This window comes from Clostridium sp. (assembly GCF_051278035.1).
Taxonomy (GTDB): Bacteria; Bacillota; Clostridia; order Clostridiales; family Clostridiaceae; genus Clostridium_AD.
Genome location: NZ_JBNMNU010000075.1, coordinates 1 through 20,027, shown reverse-complemented (window position 1 = coordinate 20,027; position 20,027 = coordinate 1). Strand labels below are relative to the sequence as shown.

15 protein-coding genes, 7 tRNA genes and 1 other annotated feature are annotated in these 20,027 nt (G+C 32.5%); all 22 genes read right to left on the bottom strand.

Annotation, left to right across the window (positions count from 1 at the left end):
- Nucleotides 1-436: 436 nt before the first annotated feature.
- Complete coding sequence (gene murD, locus ACJAX4_RS12430) at nt 437-1,813, bottom strand: UDP-N-acetylmuramoyl-L-alanine--D-glutamate ligase (RefSeq protein ID WP_435789774.1); 1,377 nt, start codon at nt 1,811-1,813, stop codon at nt 437-439.
- Nucleotides 1,814-2,015: 202 nt separating this feature from the next.
- Nucleotides 2,016-3,407, bottom strand: a complete 1,392-nt coding sequence (locus ACJAX4_RS12425) for a glycine--tRNA ligase (RefSeq protein ID WP_435789773.1) — start codon at nt 3,405-3,407, stop codon at nt 2,016-2,018.
- A 74-nt stretch (nt 3,408-3,481) separates the two neighbouring features.
- Nucleotides 3,482-3,647 (bottom strand) — a binding site (T-box leader).
- A gap of 90 nt (nt 3,648-3,737) precedes the next feature.
- Nucleotides 3,738-3,812 (bottom strand) — tRNA-Asn (locus ACJAX4_RS12420).
- Nucleotides 3,813-3,974: 162 nt separating this feature from the next.
- On the bottom strand, nt 3,975-5,483 hold the full coding sequence (gene lysS, locus ACJAX4_RS12415; RefSeq protein WP_435789772.1) for a lysine--tRNA ligase: 1,509 nt from the start codon (nt 5,481-5,483) through the stop codon (nt 3,975-3,977).
- Between the two features lie 152 nt (nt 5,484-5,635).
- The gene (gene greA / locus ACJAX4_RS12410) at nt 5,636-6,118 is read right to left on the bottom strand and encodes a transcription elongation factor GreA (RefSeq protein ID WP_435789771.1); all 483 of its coding nucleotides are present in this window, start codon (nt 6,116-6,118) and stop codon (nt 5,636-5,638) included.
- A 273-nt stretch (nt 6,119-6,391) separates the two neighbouring features.
- The gene (locus ACJAX4_RS12405; RefSeq protein WP_435789770.1) at nt 6,392-7,210 is read right to left on the bottom strand and encodes a hypothetical protein; all 819 of its coding nucleotides are present in this window, start codon (nt 7,208-7,210) and stop codon (nt 6,392-6,394) included.
- 76 nt (nt 7,211-7,286) lie between these two features.
- On the bottom strand, nt 7,287-8,264 hold the full coding sequence (dusB, locus tag ACJAX4_RS12400) for a tRNA dihydrouridine synthase DusB (RefSeq protein ID WP_435789769.1): 978 nt from the start codon (nt 8,262-8,264) through the stop codon (nt 7,287-7,289).
- 8 nt (nt 8,265-8,272) lie between these two features.
- Nucleotides 8,273-9,052 carry a type III pantothenate kinase gene (locus tag ACJAX4_RS12395; RefSeq protein ID WP_435789768.1) on the bottom strand — a complete coding sequence of 260 codons (780 nt, stop codon included), beginning with the start codon at nt 9,050-9,052 and terminating at the stop codon, nt 8,273-8,275.
- 237 nt (nt 9,053-9,289) lie between these two features.
- Entirely contained in the window at nt 9,290-9,457 is a 168-nt protein-coding gene (locus ACJAX4_RS12390) for a sodium ion-translocating decarboxylase subunit beta (RefSeq protein ID WP_435789775.1), read from the bottom strand.
- A 17-nt stretch (nt 9,458-9,474) separates the two neighbouring features.
- Nucleotides 9,475-9,852, bottom strand: coding sequence for a biotin/lipoyl-containing protein (locus tag ACJAX4_RS12385; RefSeq protein ID WP_435789767.1), 378 nt, complete (start codon nt 9,850-9,852; stop codon nt 9,475-9,477).
- A 22-nt stretch (nt 9,853-9,874) separates the two neighbouring features.
- Nucleotides 9,875-10,135 (bottom strand): hypothetical protein, encoded by a 261-nt coding sequence (locus tag ACJAX4_RS12380; protein ID WP_435789766.1) that lies wholly within the window; start codon nt 10,133-10,135, stop codon nt 9,875-9,877.
- A 526-nt stretch (nt 10,136-10,661) separates the two neighbouring features.
- Entirely contained in the window at nt 10,662-12,332 is a 1,671-nt protein-coding gene (locus tag ACJAX4_RS12375) for a formate--tetrahydrofolate ligase (protein WP_435789765.1), read from the bottom strand.
- A gap of 173 nt (nt 12,333-12,505) precedes the next feature.
- Nucleotides 12,506-14,341: an ATP-dependent zinc metalloprotease FtsH gene (gene ftsH, locus ACJAX4_RS12370; RefSeq protein WP_435789764.1), complete on the bottom strand. Its 1,836-nt coding sequence runs from the start codon at nt 14,339-14,341 to the stop codon at nt 12,506-12,508.
- Between the two features lie 106 nt (nt 14,342-14,447).
- The gene (gene hpt, locus ACJAX4_RS12365) at nt 14,448-14,984 is read right to left on the bottom strand and encodes a hypoxanthine phosphoribosyltransferase (RefSeq protein WP_435789763.1); all 537 of its coding nucleotides are present in this window, start codon (nt 14,982-14,984) and stop codon (nt 14,448-14,450) included.
- Nucleotides 14,985-14,986: 2 nt separating this feature from the next.
- Complete coding sequence (tilS, locus tag ACJAX4_RS12360) at nt 14,987-16,393, bottom strand: tRNA lysidine(34) synthetase TilS (protein ID WP_435789762.1); 1,407 nt, start codon at nt 16,391-16,393, stop codon at nt 14,987-14,989.
- A gap of 205 nt (nt 16,394-16,598) precedes the next feature.
- Nucleotides 16,599-18,995, bottom strand: a complete 2,397-nt coding sequence (gene spoIIE / locus ACJAX4_RS12355) for a stage II sporulation protein E (protein ID WP_435789761.1) — start codon at nt 18,993-18,995, stop codon at nt 16,599-16,601.
- Nucleotides 18,996-19,321: 326 nt separating this feature from the next.
- Nucleotides 19,322-19,398: transfer RNA gene (locus ACJAX4_RS12350), tRNA-Met, on the bottom strand.
- A gap of 5 nt (nt 19,399-19,403) precedes the next feature.
- Nucleotides 19,404-19,479, bottom strand: a tRNA-Met gene (locus ACJAX4_RS12345).
- A 5-nt stretch (nt 19,480-19,484) separates the two neighbouring features.
- Nucleotides 19,485-19,573: transfer RNA gene (locus ACJAX4_RS12340), tRNA-Leu, on the bottom strand.
- Nucleotides 19,574-19,644: 71 nt separating this feature from the next.
- A tRNA-Met gene (locus ACJAX4_RS12335) sits at nt 19,645-19,720 on the bottom strand.
- Nucleotides 19,721-19,725: 5 nt separating this feature from the next.
- Nucleotides 19,726-19,814: transfer RNA gene (locus tag ACJAX4_RS12330), tRNA-Leu, on the bottom strand.
- 68 nt (nt 19,815-19,882) lie between these two features.
- Nucleotides 19,883-19,958: transfer RNA gene (locus tag ACJAX4_RS12325), tRNA-Met, on the bottom strand.
- Nucleotides 19,959-20,027 lie beyond the last annotated feature (69 nt).

The following is a 20,027-nucleotide window of genomic DNA, read 5'->3' as shown; positions in this document are numbered from 1 at the left end:
CATACTATTTAGTCTTACGACTAAAATTCACTTTATTTACTAAAGTAATTAACTGGTTTAGCAAAATATTATTTTGCTATCTTTACCTATTTCTCTGTTTAATTTTCAAAGACCAATTTAATTTGTCATCATGTGACGACTTCTACAATTTTATCAGTTAATTAATCATCTGTCAACCCATCTAGCGAATCTTTAACAATTAATTTCACATTCATCATTACGTTCGCAAAGTTAAATTATAACTATGTTGCAGCAACAATTAATATAATATCATATGTATAAATTAATATTTGTTTATAATCATTCATTATATCCACTCACTTTCATATTTATACTTATTTCTACCATATATTCTGTTTTGCTTATAATGATACGCTTGGAGCCTTTAATAAATAAAGAGTCAATATACTAATATATATGACTCCTTATTTATTAATTATAGTGCCATTACTATTTCTTTAAATTTATTGCCGCGCACTTCAAAATTCTTAAACATATCAAAGCTTGCACAAGCTGGTGACAACGTAACTATATCACCAGGTTTAGCAACTCCCCTAGCTGTATCAATTGCTTCACTAAAGCCTTCAACTAGTATAATTTCTAGCGATATCCTTTTTTCCTTTAATACAGACTCGAAAACTTCTTTAATCTTATATTTGGTAGCACCTACTAGTATTAGTGTTTTAATATTTAAGTATGCCTCTTCAGCTAGTGGCTCAAAAGGTATCTGCTTATCATAACCTCCTGCAATTAATATAACTGGCTTTTCAAAAGATCTGACGCTTGCTATTGTTCTAGTTGGACTAGATGCTATTGAATCATTATAATATTTAACTCCGTCAACTTCTCTTACAAACTCACTCCTATGAGCCACTCCTATAAAACTAATAGCCACCGCTCTCATACTAGCGACTGATACCTCATTATCAACTGCACAAAAGGCGGTTAATAGATTTTGCACATTATGCATTCCTTTTAGCTTTATTTCATCGAGGCTACATACTACCCTATTCATACTTAATAATTTATTATTTTGATAATATGCACCATCTTCTATCTTCTCTTTCACACTAAAAAACTTAACTTTTCCTGTTCCCTCTTTTCTGAGTTTATAAGTTAAATCATTATCCCTATTAAGCACAAGAAGGTCGCCATCCTTTTGGTATTTAAATATGTTTTTCTTTGCCTCTATATATTCTTCTATATCCTTATGAATATCTAGATGATTTGGGCTTAGATTTGTTACTACTGCTACATCTGTAGAAACGGTCATAGTCATAAGCTGAAAACTTGATAATTCTAATACTACCTTATCATCACTACTTATTTCTTCAATATTTGAAAACAGCGGAGTCCCTATATTTCCACCCACCCAGGTTTTGTATCCTTCTTTTTTTAGAATATTATATATTATTGTAGTTGTAGTTGTCTTCCCATCACTACCAGTGACTCCAAAAGTTTTCGCAGGACAATATTTTATAAACTCTTCCATTTCCGAGGTTATATATGTTCCTTCTTTCTTTGCTTCTAAAAAAGCAGGGTCATCTATTCTCATGGATGGTGTTTTAAAAATAACATCAAACCCTGTTAAGTCGTCTAAATAATTTTCTCCTAATACTAATTTCACTCCATTTTCTTCAAATTTAAGGGCTTCCTGTCCAAGTAAACTATAAGTTTTTTTATCGAAAGCTGTAACAACAGCCTCAAGTTTCACTAGGAAATGTATTAACGGAATATTACTGACCCCTATACCTACAACTCCGACTTTTTTTCCTTTTATAAGTCTTTTAAATTCACTAAATTTTTTTTCCATATAAACCTCCATATAATCTTTATATATTAAATATTATATTATTAATTCAATAAATTTGATTCTACTAATTATAACACTTAAATTACCAACTGTGGAACTGTTCGCACACTCTTTTATTTGTATTAATTTTACGTAAAAAAATAGTGCATAATATAAATGCAGCCTATTAAAGCTCCCTTTTATACAATGCACTACTCTTCAATTAAAATTGTATTTTATCTTCTATAAACTTTTCTAAATCATCTATGCCAAGTCTTATTTGCTCCATTGTATCTCTATCCCTAACTGTCACAGTGTTATCTTCTAAAGTATCAAAATCCACAGTTATGCAGTATGGAGTTCCCGCTTCATCTTCTCTTCTATATCTTTTTCCTATACTTCCAGCCTCATCGTAGTCTATATTAAATTTTTTACTTAACAGCGAGTAAACCTCATTAGCTTTTTCTGATAATTTTTTACTAAGTGGTAATACCGCTGCCTTAAACGGTGCAAGTGCCGGATGCAAATGAAGTACAGTTCTGCAATCTCCATTTTGGAGTTCTTCTTCATCATATGCATTAACTAAAAATGCAAGCACAACTCTATCTGCTCCGAGTGAAGGTTCTATACAATATGGTACATATTTTTCATTAGTCATAGGGTCTAAATAACTTAAATCCTGACCTGAATGTTCCATATGTTTCTTTAAGTCGTAATCAGTTCTATCTGCAATTCCCCATAGTTCTCCCCATCCAAAAGGAAATAGAAATTCTATGTCACAAGTAGCATTACTATAAAATGATAATTCTTCAGTACCGTGATCTCTAAATCTTAAATTTTCCTTGACCATTCCCAAATTATATAAGAAATTTGCACAAGCCTCTTTCCAATATGCGAACCACTCTAAATCAGTACCTGGTTTACAGAAAAATTCCAATTCCATTTGTTCAAATTCTCTTGTTCTAAAAATAAAATTTCCTGGTGTTATTTCATTTCTAAAAGCCTTACCTACTTGACCTATACCAAATGGAATTTTTTTTCTAGTTGCCCTTTGAACATTTTTAAAGTTTACAAAAATACCTTGCGCCGTTTCCGGCCTTAAATATATATCTGACTTTCCGCCTTCAGTTATTCCCTGTGAAGTTTTAAACATCAAATTAAATTTTCTAATATCAGTAAAATCATTTTTACCACATTTAGGACACACTATTTTATTTTTTTCTATATATTCTTTTATTTCTTCATTTGTCCATCCATCGGCCGTAGCCACTTCTGCTCCCTGCTCCGTCATATGGTCTTCCACTAATTTGTCTGCTCTAAATCTAGATTTACACCCTTTACAGTCCATTAGCGGATCCGAAAATCCTCCAACGTGGCCAGTCGCAACCCAAACTTCAGGATTCATAAGTATAGCACAGTCTACACCGACATTATATGGACTTTCTTGAACAAATTTTTTCCACCACGCTTTTTTAATATTGTTTTTTAATTCAACTCCAAGAGGACCGTAATCCCATGAATTAGCAAGTCCACCGTATATATCTGATCCCGGAAATACAAATCCTCTATTTTTACATAAAGTAACTACCTTATCCATACTTTTTTCAAATGCCATGTTAATGCCTCCTAAATTTTATATATTTTAATGATATCTTGTATTATATATAAGTATAAAAAAAAGACTATACCCTAAGGGACGAAAATTACTTCCGCGGTTCCACCCTTATTGGCACATGCCCTACTCTAAGTTCTATACACTCAAAAGTTCCCTTCATAATAATACTTTGATTGTTCCCACCAGCCACAACCTCTCTTATAAAGTACAACTATTACTCTTCTTTATCACAGTGAAATATTCAATTGTTTTTATATATTAATTATCTTCATATTATTATACACATGTTGATTAATAATTATTATATTTACTGATTCAAAAAAATAAAAATGGCTCCGCGAAAAGGATTTGAACCTTCAACCTATCGGTTAACAGCCGAGCGCTCCACCGTTGAGCTATCGCGGAATATTATTGTTTTTAACTACAAATACATTATACCATAACCAACTTAAAATTCAATAGTTTTTTTTATAACAATTTTAGTACTGTAGATTATATTAATCACATACTAGATCACAATAATAAAAGGATATTTTAGACTAGCTAAAATATCCTTTTATTGTAAAATTATTGGTTTATTGGTTTCATTGTAGGAAATAGTATAACATCTCTTATTGAAGAGGAGTCAGTTAAGAACATTACCATTCTATCAACTCCTATACCAAGACCTCCTGTTGGTGGCATCCCTGTTTCTAATGCACTCATAAATTCTTCATCTAATAAATAAGCCTCATCATCGCCTAGTTCTCTTTCTTTTGCTTGTTGCATAAATCTTTCTCTTTGAACTACTGGATCATTTAACTCTGAGTATGCGTTACACACTTCTCTTCCAAATACAAAGCCTTCAAATCTTTCTGTAAACTCATCATTTCCTCTCTTTTTCTTAGTAAGAGGTGATATTTCTACAGGGTAATCACATAAGAATGTTGGCTCCATTAGATGTTCTTCTGCGTATTCTTCAAATAATGCATTTAATATATCTGCTTTTGTACAATTTTTCAAGTCTTTTTTAAATTCTAAATGCTTTTCTTTAGCTACCTTTTGGGCTTCTTCATTTGTACTAATAAGTTCAAAGTCTACACCTGAATACTGTTTTACTGCCTCTACCATAGTAATTCTTCTCCATGGTGGAGTAAAGTCTATTTCAGTTCCTTGATAATTAACTTTGGTAGTACCGTGGATTTTTTCACAAACATAAGCTATCATATTTTCCGTAATTTCCATCATATCATTATAATCAGCATAAGCTTCATATAGTTCTATCATTGTAAACTCCGGATTATGTCTTACATCCATTCCCTCATTTCTGAAGTTTTTACCCATGTCATATACCTTTTCAAACCCAGCAACAATAAGTCTCTTTAAATATAACTCTGTTGCAATTCTAAGATACATATCAATGTCTAGCGTATTATGATGAGTCATAAATGGCCTTGCTGCTGCTCCTCCTGCTATTGGCGCTAAAATTGGAGTTTCAACTTCTAAAAACCCTTTATCATCTAAGAATTCTCTGATATATCTAATTATTTTTATTCTCTTCATAAATGTCTCTTTTACTTCCGGATTCATTATTATATCTACTTCTCTTTGTCTATATCTTAAATCAGGGTCTTTTAATCCATGCCATTTTTCTGGAAGTGGTTTTAAAGATTTAGCTATAAGCTGAAAATCCACTATATGCAATGATATCTCACCAGTTTTTGTAACAAACGGTGTACCAGTTATAGTTAAAAAATCACCTATGTCAAAACTTTTATATTCTTTTAATTTCTCTTCTCCTACATCATCTATTTTTATGTATAGTTGAATTTTACCATATCTGTCATGAACATCAGAAAACCCAGCCTTACCATGGACTCTTTTAGACATAAGTCTACCTGCTACAATAATTTCCTTACCTATTAATTCCTCATAGTTGTCTTTGACCTCTTGTGATGTATGAGTTCTCTCAACCTTATATACATCAAATGGATCCTTACCTTGATCTTGAAGCGCTGCTAATTTTCGTCTTCGAATTGTTACCTGCTCATTATATTTAGATTCAAGTTCATGCAAATTTTTCTCTTCGTTTGACATTAATATCCCTCCTGTTTTCTTCTAGCTCAGCAAATAATTAATAATTCTTTAGCCATAGCTATTTGCTTATGTACATATATTTCTTTAGGGTACCTACCAATTATACATTGTTAAGTACCCTTTTCCCTATAAAAATGAAATAATTCTAAAAACTACCCTCTTTTAACTTCTAACACCTCATATTTTCCAATGCCATCTGGAACTCTAACTTCTATAATTGCTCCTACTTTCTTACCCACTAGAGCAGATCCAACCGGTGATTCATATGATATTTTATTTTTCAATGGTTCTGCTTCCGCAGAACCTACTATATAAAATTCAACCTCTTCATCGAACTCATAATCCTTAACCTTAACTATAGATCCTATACTTACTGCCTCTTTATCAATTTCATTTTCATCTACAACGCTTGCATTTCTAAGCATATTTTCTAATTGTATTATTCTTCCTTCTACAAACGCTTGCTCATTTTTAGCATCATCATACTCTGAGTTTTCACTCAAATCACCATACCCCAGTGCTACTTTTATCTTCTCTGTTATCTCTTTTCTCTTTACGGTTTTAAGAAATTCTAATTCATCTTCTAATTTCCTAATTCCCTCATAGGTCATTACATATTTTTTTGGCTCGCTCATTTATTTCTCCCCTTTTATATTTATATTCAATAAGTTAATAAACATCAATAAAACCCTTTATAAAATAGCAATGCCCAAAAACATTATCCCCCATTTATAGTAACGCCTTTCTAAATCGATCAAATCTATAGAATGTATATAATATAAGTCCATTCATTCAAATTGATGAATTATTGGGTATAAAATTCATTATTAGAATAACAACCCATGTAACCATTTAGCACATTATAAATCAGCCCATGAATATTGTCAATATGCTAGACATATAAATCTCTAGCATATTACATTATTGTTGAATCTGATTTGTTTTATATAAATACCATTATACTTAAGAGCTCTCTCTATATCTGTTTCTTGCATCTGGCATAATATCGCTCCTAAAAGTTCGATTGAAAAATCTAGTTTGGAAGCGCTCCAAGGTACATTATAGCACACATCGTTTACTGCTAGAATATCATTCCCTGCAATCGTACTGTTATCTAGGAACCATATCAATTTACCATCACTAAATTCACGGTCTTTAGATGAAATAATAAAATCCGCTATTTTTATCGCATATACTTCATCATCTGTTACAATAGGCGATACCCCGAAATTAGCAATAATATAATCTGCAAATTTTCTAGCTCTCACCAAATCCCATGACAGAAATACAATATATTTACTTTGCTTTGCAAGTTCCACAATAATATTATAGTTCATGATTTCTACAGCATCATATACTACGATACAACAATTTTTAATACTTTTATTCCTCAGCCTAAGCAAAAGCTTTATGCTCTTCACAACACTATAAGCTAAAAGCTGCTTTTGAAATAAATTAAAATAATTATAATCCATGGGCCTAAGAGTTTTCGGTGATAATTGTATTGCTTTACATTTACATAGTCTTTTAGCATAAGTTAAATTACCTAAGTACCCTTTTTTATTAAAATTAGGTGGAAGTCTTACATTTGTAACATTAATACCTAATTCCTTAATATGTTCAGTACTTAATAACTTTATCTTTCGTTTATCTTTAAGCTTACTCAAAAATCCAAATTCATTATAACATTTATCAATATTTGAAGTTACGCATAAAATCGGTTTCATAAATCTGCACCTTATAAATTAATGTACTATCATCTTATTCTTCATTAATTATATAAATTCATGTTTTAATTTAAAATTATTTATTTATAATTTTTAAATATTCCCTATATTCTAAAAGTAATCCTCGCGCCTCATAATAATTACTTTTAGTATTAATTTTATTCTTAATTTCAGCACAATTACTAAGTCCTTTAATATACCAAGCTGTATGTTTCCTCATTTCTCTAACAGCTCTAATTTCACTATAAGATTTTACAGCTAAATCTAGGTGCCTTATGCACATATCTAATTTTTCTAACGCAGTTGGATATGTAATCTCTTCTCCACTTATTGATTGTTTTATTTCTCTAAAAATCCAAGGATTCCCCATAGCTCCTCTTGCAACCATTATAGCGTCACAACTTGTTACTTCCTTTATTTTCATAGCATCCTCTACAGAAAATATATCGCCATTGCCTATTACCGGAACTTTAACTTTCTCCTTTACAGCCCTAATTATATCCCAATCAGCTTTACCTTCATACATTTGTTCTCTAGTCCTACCGTGCACTGCCATAGCATCTATGCCTGCATCCTCCATGTGTTTAGCAAACTCTACAGCATTAACACTGTTTGAATCAAAGCCCTTTCTAAACTTTACTGTTACAGGCTTTGTTGAAACCTTTTTCATTTCTTTTATGATCTGTGCTGCTAGCTTGGGGGTTTTCATAAGAGCGGATCCCTCACCATTTTTCACTATTTTCGGTACAGGACAACCCATATTAACGTCAACCAAACAAATATCATCCCTGCTATTAAAAATTTCACAAGCACTAGCCATAATTTTAGGGTCATTCCCAAATATCTGAATCGCAACTGGTCTTTCTAAATCAGAAACCTGCATAAGCGATTCTGTATTGCTACTTCCATAATACAACCCTTTAGCACTTACCATTTCAGTATATAGGAGTCCACAACCGAGTTCACTGCATAACCCCCTGAATACATTATCAGTAATTCCCGCCATAGGGGCTAAAAAAACATCATTCTCAAATTGAATATTTGATATTTTCACTTAATCACCTATTCCTTATTCTTTTCATAAATCATCCTAAGTCCCTCTAATGTTAAGTTAGCATAAACGTCATCAATAGTTGTGGACTCCTCACTTATTACTTTTGCCAGGCCTCCTGTAGCCACTACATAAGGTTCTTCTTCTCCCATGTTAACCATTTCTATTTTCATTTTGCTTACAATATAATCAACTTGACCAATATATCCATATATTATTCCAGCCTGCATACTTGCTATAGTATTTTTACATATAACTGTGTCAGGTTTTATAAGCTCCACCCTAGGCAACTTTGCAGCTCTCTCAAACAGTGCTTCAGATGCTATTTTAATTCCTGGGCATATAGTTCCACCTAAATAATTTGCATCTTTACTTATAGCACAAAAAGTTGTTGCCGTTCCAAAATCTATTAAAATTAAGGCTCTTCTATAAATTTCATGAGCTGAAACAGCATTAACAATTCTATCCGCACCTACTTCTTTGGGATTATCATATTTAACATTTATTCCAGTTTTAATTCCTGGTCCCACAACCATTGGAGTAAGCTTAAAATACTTTCTTATCATATGCTCTATTGAATACATGATATTGGGAACCACCGACGAAATTATTACGCCGCTAATAAGCTCTGTTCCTATGTCTCTCTGATAAAATAATTGCATTACTTGAATTCCATATTCATCAGCAGTTTTTTTTGCATCAGTTGATAGTCTCCACTCTACGAGTAGCTCCTTACCCTTAAAAACTCCTAAAACAGTATTAGTATTTCCAACATCTAAAACTAAAATCACTTTATACACCACCTATACAATATAAAGAAGTTCACACTCTACTTCATATTATTTCCGTGTTAAATTACAGGAATAGCATAACCAATATCATATAATATTGATTATAACTATTCACAATTTAACAGTTTAATTTTAACAACTCAAAAATATTTGTCAAGCTAAATATTTATAAGAAGTTTTCTAATGACAATAATATCACATACAATAGACTATATAAATGTTATTTTCCGAAAATAGTTAGAAGAATATCCGCTTAATAGCTATTCCGATTACCCCTGCTGCAGTGATTATACAAAATGCAGCCATACCTAACCAAACTATAAACAAAGTTTCCTTTTTCAAAAACACCTCTACTTTTGCCATGGCGCCCACTGTTAATTTTAAAAATATAGTTACTACATTTATATTATCTCTCCCACTTGTTACTCAATAACTGCTAAAACATCTCCAGTATTAACAGTTACACCGCTCGCTACACTTACCTCAATTATTATCGCATCATGCGGCGCTATAATTTCATTTTCCATTTTCATAGCCTCAAGTATAAACATTACATGTCCCTTTTTAATATCATCTCCTGGACTTACGTTAACCTTAATCACGATTCCAGGCATTGGGCATTCTAATTTTTCGCCAGTTCCAGGCACTTTTTTCACCTTATCTTTTGCTAGCGGCTTAACTTTTACTGGCGTTTGCTCGGTTATCTCTACCGGCGTATTGCTAATAGAAAATTCACTATTAACCTCTTCAACCTCTACTTCATAAGTAATTCCATTTACTTTTATATTGTATTTTTTCATTTTCACACTCCTAACTATAAATTTAAATTGTTTTAAATTTCTGATATTCCCCAAACGAATTGCTATTTATTCTTTTAATATTCTTTATTCTTAAATTTGATTGCGGCTTATCTAAGTAAGCAGATAAAGCTGCAGATATAACTGCCACAATCACTAAATTTTCTTCGATTTTATCCCCTCTAATTTCAACGTTTTGTTCCTCTTCATTATTGATTATATCTACTGTATCAACTTTAGCTTTATTTCTTGATAAAAAACTCAGTATAAAACTTAGAAATTTCATATATTTACTCCCCCTATAATTTCACGTTGCGTAAAACTTTTATTAATGTTTCTGGATCAGTTATTGATATTTTAGTTAAACAAGTTGTGACGCTATTCTCCCAATTATTATTTAATTCTATAATACTATTTTCATCAGCAAGTGCCTTTATTACTTCATATGATTTTATGATTCCACTGTGAGTCATCTCATTTAAGCTATTAATCTAATGCTTTAAATCAATTGATTCTATACCATTTTAGCCCATTTCATATTGTTTTAGGGAATATATTGAAGTATTTTTTACAATTTAAAATGCTACTGTCTCGTTCTTTGTAGCTATTTGTGGGATTACCCCTGAAACCTCCGCATTTCTCTTTAATACACTTGCATACGAAGATAAAACATCTAATTCCTCTATAATAGTATCATATGACTTTTATTATGTATATTTGTTTTTGCAAGCAATATTTCATTTTTCTGTATATTCAAAAATAAGGTTGCTATAGCAATACTCTATAACAACCTTATTTATATTTGAGTTAGTTTAAAATAAACCCGATATAGTACCATCTTCAAAAATATCCATTTTATTTGCTGCTGGTACCTTGGGAAGACCAGGCATTGTCATTATATTTCCTGTTAATGCTACAACAAAACCTGCCCCATTCGAAATTTTTACTTCTTTTATATTTATCGTAAAATTTGTAGGCCTTCCCAAAAGACTCGGATTGTCCGAGAGAGAATTCTGAGTTTTAGCAACACATATAGGAACCTTATCTAACCCTAGTTTTTCTATTTCAGCAATCTGCTTATTTGCAGATGGGCTGTATTCCACTCCATCAGCCCCATATATTTCCGTGGCAATAGTGTATATTTTTTCTTTTATAGTAAGTTTATCATCATATAAAACCTTAAAGTTGCTACCTTCATTATCTAAAATATCCAACACCTTGTCAGCCAATTCTTGACCTCCATCTGCCCCTTTTTCCCAAACCTCGGTTAAAGCTACTTTAACACCAATTTTTCCACAATAATGAATTATATACTGAATCTCTTCATCGGTATCAGTCATAAATTTATTTATTGCAACTATTACTGGCACTTGATATTTCTTTATATTTTCTATTTGCTTTTCTAAATTCTCTATCCCCTTCGAGAGCGCTTCTACACTTTCCTCGTTTAATTTATCCTTCTTTACTCCACCATGATGCTTCAGAGCTCTTATTGTAGCTACAAGAACCACACATTCCGGTTTTAAATTTCCATATCTACATTTAATATCAAAGAATTTTTCGGCACCCAAATCTGCCCCGAATCCCGCTTCAGTCACAACATAATCTCCTAATTTCAGTGCCATTTTTGTAGCTAGCAGACTATTACATCCATGAGCAATATTTGCAAAAGGTCCTCCATGAATTATAGCAGGCGTGTTATCAAGTGTTTGAACTAGATTTGGTTTTATAGCATCCTTCATAAGTAGTGCCATTGCACCATTCACCATTAAGTCTTCACAATAAACCGGCCCGCCTTCTAGGTTGTAAGCTACTAAAATTTTCCCCATTCTTTTCTTTAAATCCATAAGGTTTAAAGATAAACATAAAATGGCCATTATCTCTGACGCAACAGTTATCATAAAGCCATCTTCTCTTAAGAATCCATTAGGCTTTCCGCCAAGTCCAACAACGATGTTTCGAAGTGACCTATCATTCATATCTATCACTCTTTTATATATAATTTTCCTGCTATCAATTCTTAGTTCGTTGCCTTGATGAATATGATTATCTATAGCTGCCGAAAGTAAATTGTTGGCTGCGGTTATTGCATGCATATCTCCCGTGAAATGCAGATTTATATCCTCCATTGGCACCACTTGAGCATATCCGCCTCCAGCAGCCCCACCTTTAACTCCGAATACCGGCCCAAGTGACGGCTCTCTTAAAGCTATCACTGCATTTTTTCCTTGTTTACATAACGCTTGTCCAAGCCCAATTGTAACAGTAGATTTACCTTCCCCAGCTGGAGTTGGATTTATAGCTGTAACAAGTATCAACTTTCCATCTTTTGTGTTTTTATTTCTTTTTAGTACATCTAAAGAAATCTTTGATTTATATTTTCCATATAAATCAATATCATCTTCGGTTAATCCCATTTTCTCAGCTACCTTAATTATAGGCAACATCTTAGAACTTTGTGCAATTTCTATATCACTTTTCATATGCTCCACCCCTTATATCTTAATTATACGACTGGTATTTTGATAATTTATTATATTCCACTATAAATTTAATTATATCAGATGTCGATGTAAAAATGCAGTGAAGTTTTCGGAATATTAAATTAATAAAAAAAAGAGCTACAGTTAACTTAAACTGCACTCTTTTAACCTACCTAAATCTTTGACAAATCAATATTACCTGTATCTGGTCTAGCAATAATTTCCTCGAAATCTGCTCCTTCGAGCTTTTCCTTTAAAAGTAGTTCTTGAGCTACTGCATGAAGTTTATTTATATTTTCACTAAGTATTTTTTCAGCTTTTGCATAAGCTTCAACGATAAGAGCCTTAACTTCAGAATCTATCGTATTCGCTACCTGCTCACTAAAGTTTCTACTTTTACCTAAATCTCTTCCAAGGAATACTTCATTATGATCATTTCCAAAAGATATTGGTCCAAGTTCATCACTCATACCATATTCCATAATCATTTTCCTTGCAATAGCCGATGCTCTGTCAATATCATTCTTGGCACCTGTACTAATATCTTCGAGTATCAATTTTTCTGCAACTCTTCCGCCTAAAAGTCCAACCATTTCATCTTTAAGTTTTAATTTTGAAGTATAAGCAGTATCTTCTTCAGGTAGATGCATTGTGTATCCACCCGCCATACCCCTTGGTATAATACTTATTTGATGGATTGGGTCAGAAAGTGGAGAGTACTTCATTACTACCGCATGCCCTGCTTCATGATAAGCGGTAAGTTTTCTATCCTTTTCACTGATAACCTTACTCTTCTTTTCAGGTCCTGCAATAACCCTTGTTACAGCTTCATCTAACTCTTTCATATCTATAACTGTTTTATTATTTCTTACTGAAAGGAGTGCAGCTTCGTTCATTAGATTTTCCAAATCTGCGCCCGTGAACCCAGGTGTCCTTTTTGCTAATACTTGTAGACTTACTTCTTCTGCTAACTGTTTACCTTTAGAATGTACCACCAGAATTTCTTCTCTACCTTTAACATCAGGTGCACCTACTAATATATGTCTATCAAATCTACCTGGTCTTAAAAGAGCAGGATCTAGTATGTCTGGCCTATTTGTGGCAGCTATCATAATTATACCTTCATTTATACCAAACCCATCCATTTCAACTAATAGCTGATTTAAAGTTTGCTCTCTTTCATCATGCCCTCCACCAAGGCCCGCTCCTCTTTGCCTACCTACTGCATCTATTTCATCAATAAATATTATACAAGGAGCAGTTTTCTTCGCTTGTTCAAATAAATCTCTTACTCTCGAAGCTCCAACACCCACAAACATCTCTACGAACTCAGAACCTGATATGCTGTAGAATGGCACTCCTGCTTCTCCTGATACAGCTCTAGCAAGTAAAGTCTTACCAGTACCTGGTGGACCTACAAGAAGAATACCTTTAGGAATTCTAGCACCAGCTTCTAGATATCGTTTAGGTTGCTTTAAGAAGTCCACGACTTCTGCAAGTTCTTGCTTTTCTTCATCTTCACCTGCTACATCATCAAATGTAACTTTCTTTTTATCTGGCGATGCAACTTTTGCTTTACTTTTCCCAAAATTCATTACACCTCTATTACCGCCACCACCGCCACCTTGTGATTGTTGCATATACATAAACCAAAAGGCAACTAACATTAAAATTATAAGAAGTGTAGGTACTATTTGTAACCACATTGGCATAGTAGCTGGCTTTATATATGTTTCTTTAACCTTTGCATTAGGGTATTTCTCCATTACTTGTAATAATCTTTCTAACGGAACAACAGTTTCATATTGGCTTCCATCATTTAATTGTCCCTCTACAGTTTTATCTTCTTTTACTTGAACGGTTTTAATTTCCTTCTTAACCCAATGTTCTTGGAATTTATCAACACTTATGTTACTTACATTTTTATTAGATCCATTAAAGGCTAATGCTGCAAAAATAACAAGTACAAGTACTATAAACCATACCGATGCACTAGAAATTTTTTTCATTAAAAACCCCCCTCTCTTTTTAGTTACTTAAGAATTTTATCACAATAAAAATCACTTGACAATAACATATTTATTAATTATTAGTTAATATATGTTTTATACATATTTATTTATAAATTTCTTCTTTTAATATCCCCACATATGGTAAATTTCTATACTTTTCAGCAAAATCCAGACCAAACCCTACAAGGAAATGATCCGGTACGTTATATCCTAAATACTTAACATCCATATCCACAGTTCTTCTGGATGGTTTGTTCAGTAGGCATATAATTTCTAGACTGGATGGTTTACGTGCTGATAAATATTTCATTAGATATTTAAGTGTTACTCCCGAGTCTATAATATCTTCTACTATTAGCACATCTTTTCCCTGAATATCAAAGTCTAGATCCTTTAAAATTTTTACAACTCCTGAAGTCTCAGTAGAACTCCCATAGCTAGATACTGCCATGAAATCCATTTTACATGGAATCGTAATTTGTTTTATTAAATCTGACATAAACACAACAGAACCTTTTAGAACACCAATAAGTATAAGCTCCTTACCAGCATAATCATTACTTATTTTTGCACCCATCTGTCTTATTTTATCGTTTAATTGTTCTTCGTTATACAATACTTCCTTAATATCATTATTCATTCTTATTCCTCGCTTTCGATTGTAATTTGCAGTATATTTTTAGTATCTTTTGAAATCTTGAACTTTTCACTAACCCGGTGCCCTACTACCCACGCTATATCCGCGCCAAAACATATTAATGGTATTTCATTTCTCTCTGCTTTAGGTATTTTTAAATCCATTAACATATCTTTCAACTTTCTATTACCCGACATGCCAAGTGGCATGAATTTATCTCCATCTGTTCTATACCTAAGTATTATTGGCTTCTCAAGCTTATCATAATCAAAATATTTTATATAATCATTCGTTTTAACCTCATTAAAATCCAATTTAGATATAGTATGAATTGAAACCACTTTGTTTAAGGAAGGAATGAACTTTTCACCATCAACATTTAAAACATACTCATTATCATTAACTAAATCAGTATTATTACAACTCTTCTCTTTAATACGTATATGTATATCCCCATAACAATTTTCAACTATTATATTTTGAGGTAGCATTGTAGTTTTCCCTGTCTCATGTTTTTGAAGATCTATAATGTTAGATATATGAATTTTCTCAATGTTATATAAGTTATGACAAACTTCAAAAATCGCACTTCTTATAATTCTACTTACAATTGCTTCATGCAGTGCGAATGCACTATTATATATTATAACTCTTTGTTCCCCAATTTCACAATGTATTTTAAATTGTTTTGTTGAACTAGATTCTAAATAATCATTATCCACTTTAACGATATCTGATAGTCTATTTAAAGTTTTAATTATGTCTTTATTAAAATTTTCCTCCATATATGGAATTAAATCTAACCTCACCTTGTTCCTGGCATATATTGTTTCTAAATTTGATTTATCTATTCTTGGATTTATGCTATTTTTTTTGCAATATCTTTCTATTTCCGCTCTACTAAGATTAAGTACAGGCCTTACATATATTTTGTCACGAACAGGCCTTATACCTATTAGTCCTTCCATACCGGTTCCTCTCATTATCCTCATTAAAATAGTTTCTGCTTGATCATTAGAATTATGTGCCAGGGCTATTTTACTCGCACTTAATTTAATTATAAGCTCCTCAAAGAAATCATATCTAGCTTTTCGGCCTGCCATTTCACAAGATAAATTATTCTCATCGGCTATTATATTCACATCAACTTTTCTACTATAAAAACCTATATTCAAGTCTTCACAAATCTGTTTTGCATATTCCTCGTCCTTGTCCGATTCAATTCCTCTAAGACAATGGTTAAGATGCGCTCCAAATAGGGTAATCCCTAGCTCATTCTTATGTTCATTTAAAATATAGAGAAGGCACGTTGAGTCAGGTCCACCAGAAAATGCAACAATAACCTTATCCCCAAGAGCAAACATTGAATGTTCTTTTATATACTTCATAACTTTTTTCGACAAAACTTTCACTTCCCAAGCTTATTATTTATAGGATTTAATTTTTTATAGATTTACATATTTTTAGTACCATATTACTATATCATATAATAATATATATTTTACGATTTTTTTGACATTACTCAAAAAGAAAAAATGAAGAATATAAAGAGATATTTAATCCTTTACCTCTTTCTTCATTTTTTCATTATATACAATTTGTTCTTTTGTTTCGCCATTAATATAAACTGTATATCTTTGAAACGAGAACTGTCATATCATCTTTTACTCTATTTCCGCTCAATTTTTTTGCCTCACATAACAATCCATCAGCTAACTCCTTAGGATTGTTACAATTATTTTTACCCAAGTAATCAACAAGCCAATCTATTCGCCCTACATTTTCATCATTATAATCTAAAACACCATCACTAAGCATAACTATAATATCCCCGTTTTTTAATTTAGTTTTCTGAATATCAATATCAGCTTTATCTAAAACACCAATAGGGAGGGATTTTGATTTTATGATTTCTAGACTTTCACCACATTTTAAAAAGGTTGCCACAGCTCCAACTTTCATGAAATCAATTTCTCCAGTATATAAGTCTATACTGCTTAAATCCACGGTTGAAAATTTTTCTTGTTCTGAAAATCTTAATGTCATTATTGAGTTTACTGTATTAATAGCTGTAATTTTGCTAAACCCAGCCGATGTAAATTTTTCTATTAGTTCCACAGCGGCATCACTTTCTCTCCCTGCCTCAGGACCCGACCCCATACCATCACTAATAATTGACATATAGCTTCCATCTGGTAATTTTCCAAAGCTATAGCTATCTCCACTTAATTTTTCACCATCCTTACACTGACAAGCCACATGTGATACAACATGGAATTTAGGCGCTTCTTCAATAGTTACCTTGCACATATTAGTCTTTGGATCTATACTGCACCCCTCATCACTAATACACATGCATTTTCCTGTGGCGACATTAACAATTGGCAATATGTCTTTCACACACATTTGACTTCCACTACAAGCATTAAGTGATAATTTAATGCTCAGTCTTCCCATCTTGTCATTTAAACACATAAGGTCATTGTACACAATTCTATTTTTATCTAGGGCTCTACATATAATGTTCTCCATAGAAGTATCTATTTGAATTTCTGAATTAAAATCTCCTACAATTTCAGAAACAGAATCCGCCATATTGTTAATCTGATTTACTAAAAGCTCTCTACCTTCACTAAGTCTCGTTCTCCACATCTCACTTATAATATGTCTATTAACTATGTCTTCTGCATTTTTTAGAAGTGCTGTTCTCTTTATGCATTTTCTTTCAATTTCTTCCGGAACGTTATCCGTCTTCGTCTTCGTCTCAAAATTTTCAATCAATTCTTCAAATGCTGCATATGTATAATGCAACTCCCTTTTCCAACACATAGAATTCATATTACAATTACTACACACCCTGTCTGCAAGTGTTTCAACTAACGCGCTACTTTTACTCTTCATTGCAAGCTTTTCATTATCCACTAAATTATTTAGTATACCTGACATATTCGATAGTACATCCGAAAAATTGTCTAACCTTCCTACAAATATATCTTTTATCTTATTTATATATCCTTTTTCAATATTTAGCCTTTTCTTATCCGAATTAAATTCTGTAGATAACTCATCATATACTTTCAGTGGTATTAAAAGGAATATCACTGCTGATATAATCGCCTCAAATATCATAAACTCCGATGCTGTAATACTGTATATTTTAACTATTGAGAAAGATACTAAAAAAGCTATTGCGCTTAACCACTTTCCTGTCTCTTTAAATATGCCTGTTATTAAGCCACAAACACCATACATTCCTATAAATAATATCATATTTTCAGAAGACATTCCTACAATAATCCCCATAGCAACTCCTGATGCTGCACCTGACCCACTTCCGTTAATATAAGCTATTATTATAACAAAAGCTAGTCCTAAAATATTTGTGATCGATATACTATAAATACTCATCCCCCAAGTACCAGCTATTATTAAGGCACTGATTATGGACATGCTTATTATTTCTTCATTTGAAAATATATGTTTTGTTTTAATCTCTTTATAGCATAAAAGACTATAATCTAGAATAAAATATAAAGGAAAGATACATAAAACTAAAAATATAGAGTTCAAAAAAGCCATTAATCCGCTTACCCTTAGGATAAAAAAATTATAAATAAATAATTCAAATGTAATTATGCCAAACATGTACACCAAAGCCTTAGTTTTTACTTCTATCCCTCTAAAACTACGACTCAAAAGAGCGAGGGTGATTATTACTATTAAATATGATGGCAGTATCTTTATTCTATCATATAACGTTATATACCCTACAAGGGTACCACCAGCAGCAATCATTGTAATCCTATCATCATTAAGAAATATTGTAGCTATTAAAAAAGCTATACCAAAAGGCGCAGTATTATTAAGAAGCAGAACCCTACTTACTAACAGACTTATTGCAAAATAAATGATACCTCTAATAATCAAATTAATATTTAATGCCTTTTTCTTTTGTGCTCCTTCCTTTATCTTTCTAAGTCTTTCATATGGAAATATATCAATTCCGTATTGCATATTATAAATCACCCTCCTTTAATAATTAGGACTTTATTATAACAAACCATTTTGGAAATAAATGTCATATAGTGAGATGTCACTATATTTTTTATGAGACATTTTTTTGTATATTTTTCACATTAAAACTTTACAATATCCTATAATATAAAAAAACCTACCATATTTATATGGTAGGTTTTAAAATATAAAATGAAGCTTGTCACTTCATAATATTATATATTTAAAAAAATTATACTTATATGATTTAACTCTCGATATTTTGTAGATAGAATTAAAATCACATCAAAAAATAAAAAATAACTCAAAAGCACGCTTATGAGTTATGGTAGCGGAAATAGGACTTGAACCTACGACCCTTCGGGTATGAACCGAATGCTCTAGCCAGCTGAGCCACTCCGCCATGATTGGTTGCGGGAGTAGGACTTGAACCTACGACCTTCGGGTTATGAGCCCGACGAGCTACCAACTGCTCCATCCCGCGATACTTGGTGCTGAAGACCGGAATCGAACCGGTACGGTGTTTAACCACCGCAGGATTTTAAGTCCTGTGCGTCTGCCAGTTCCGCCACTCCAGCTTATTAATTATGCAACCATGCTTGCTATAAAATTTTAACTGATCTAGCCAGCTGAGCCATTCCGCCATATTTGGTTGCGGGAGTAGGACTTGAACCTACGACCTTCGGGTTATGAGCCCGACGAGCTACCAACTGCTCCATCCCGCGATATTTGGTGCTGAAGACCGGAATCGAACCGGTACGGTGTTTAACCACCGCAGGATTTTAAGTCCTGTGCGTCTGCCAGTTCCGCCACTCCAGCTTATTTGTTATTGGCATACTTACTATAGAATTTTAATTATTCAAACTACTGAAAGAATTAAAACTTATTGGTTGCGGGAGTAGGACTTGAACCTACGACCTTCGGGTTATGAGCCCGACGAGCTACCAACTGCTCCATCCCGCGATATTATGTTTAAGCTTTTAGTTTAAATTATCATATAATCCTGTAAACCTTATGCTGCAATAGACCTAC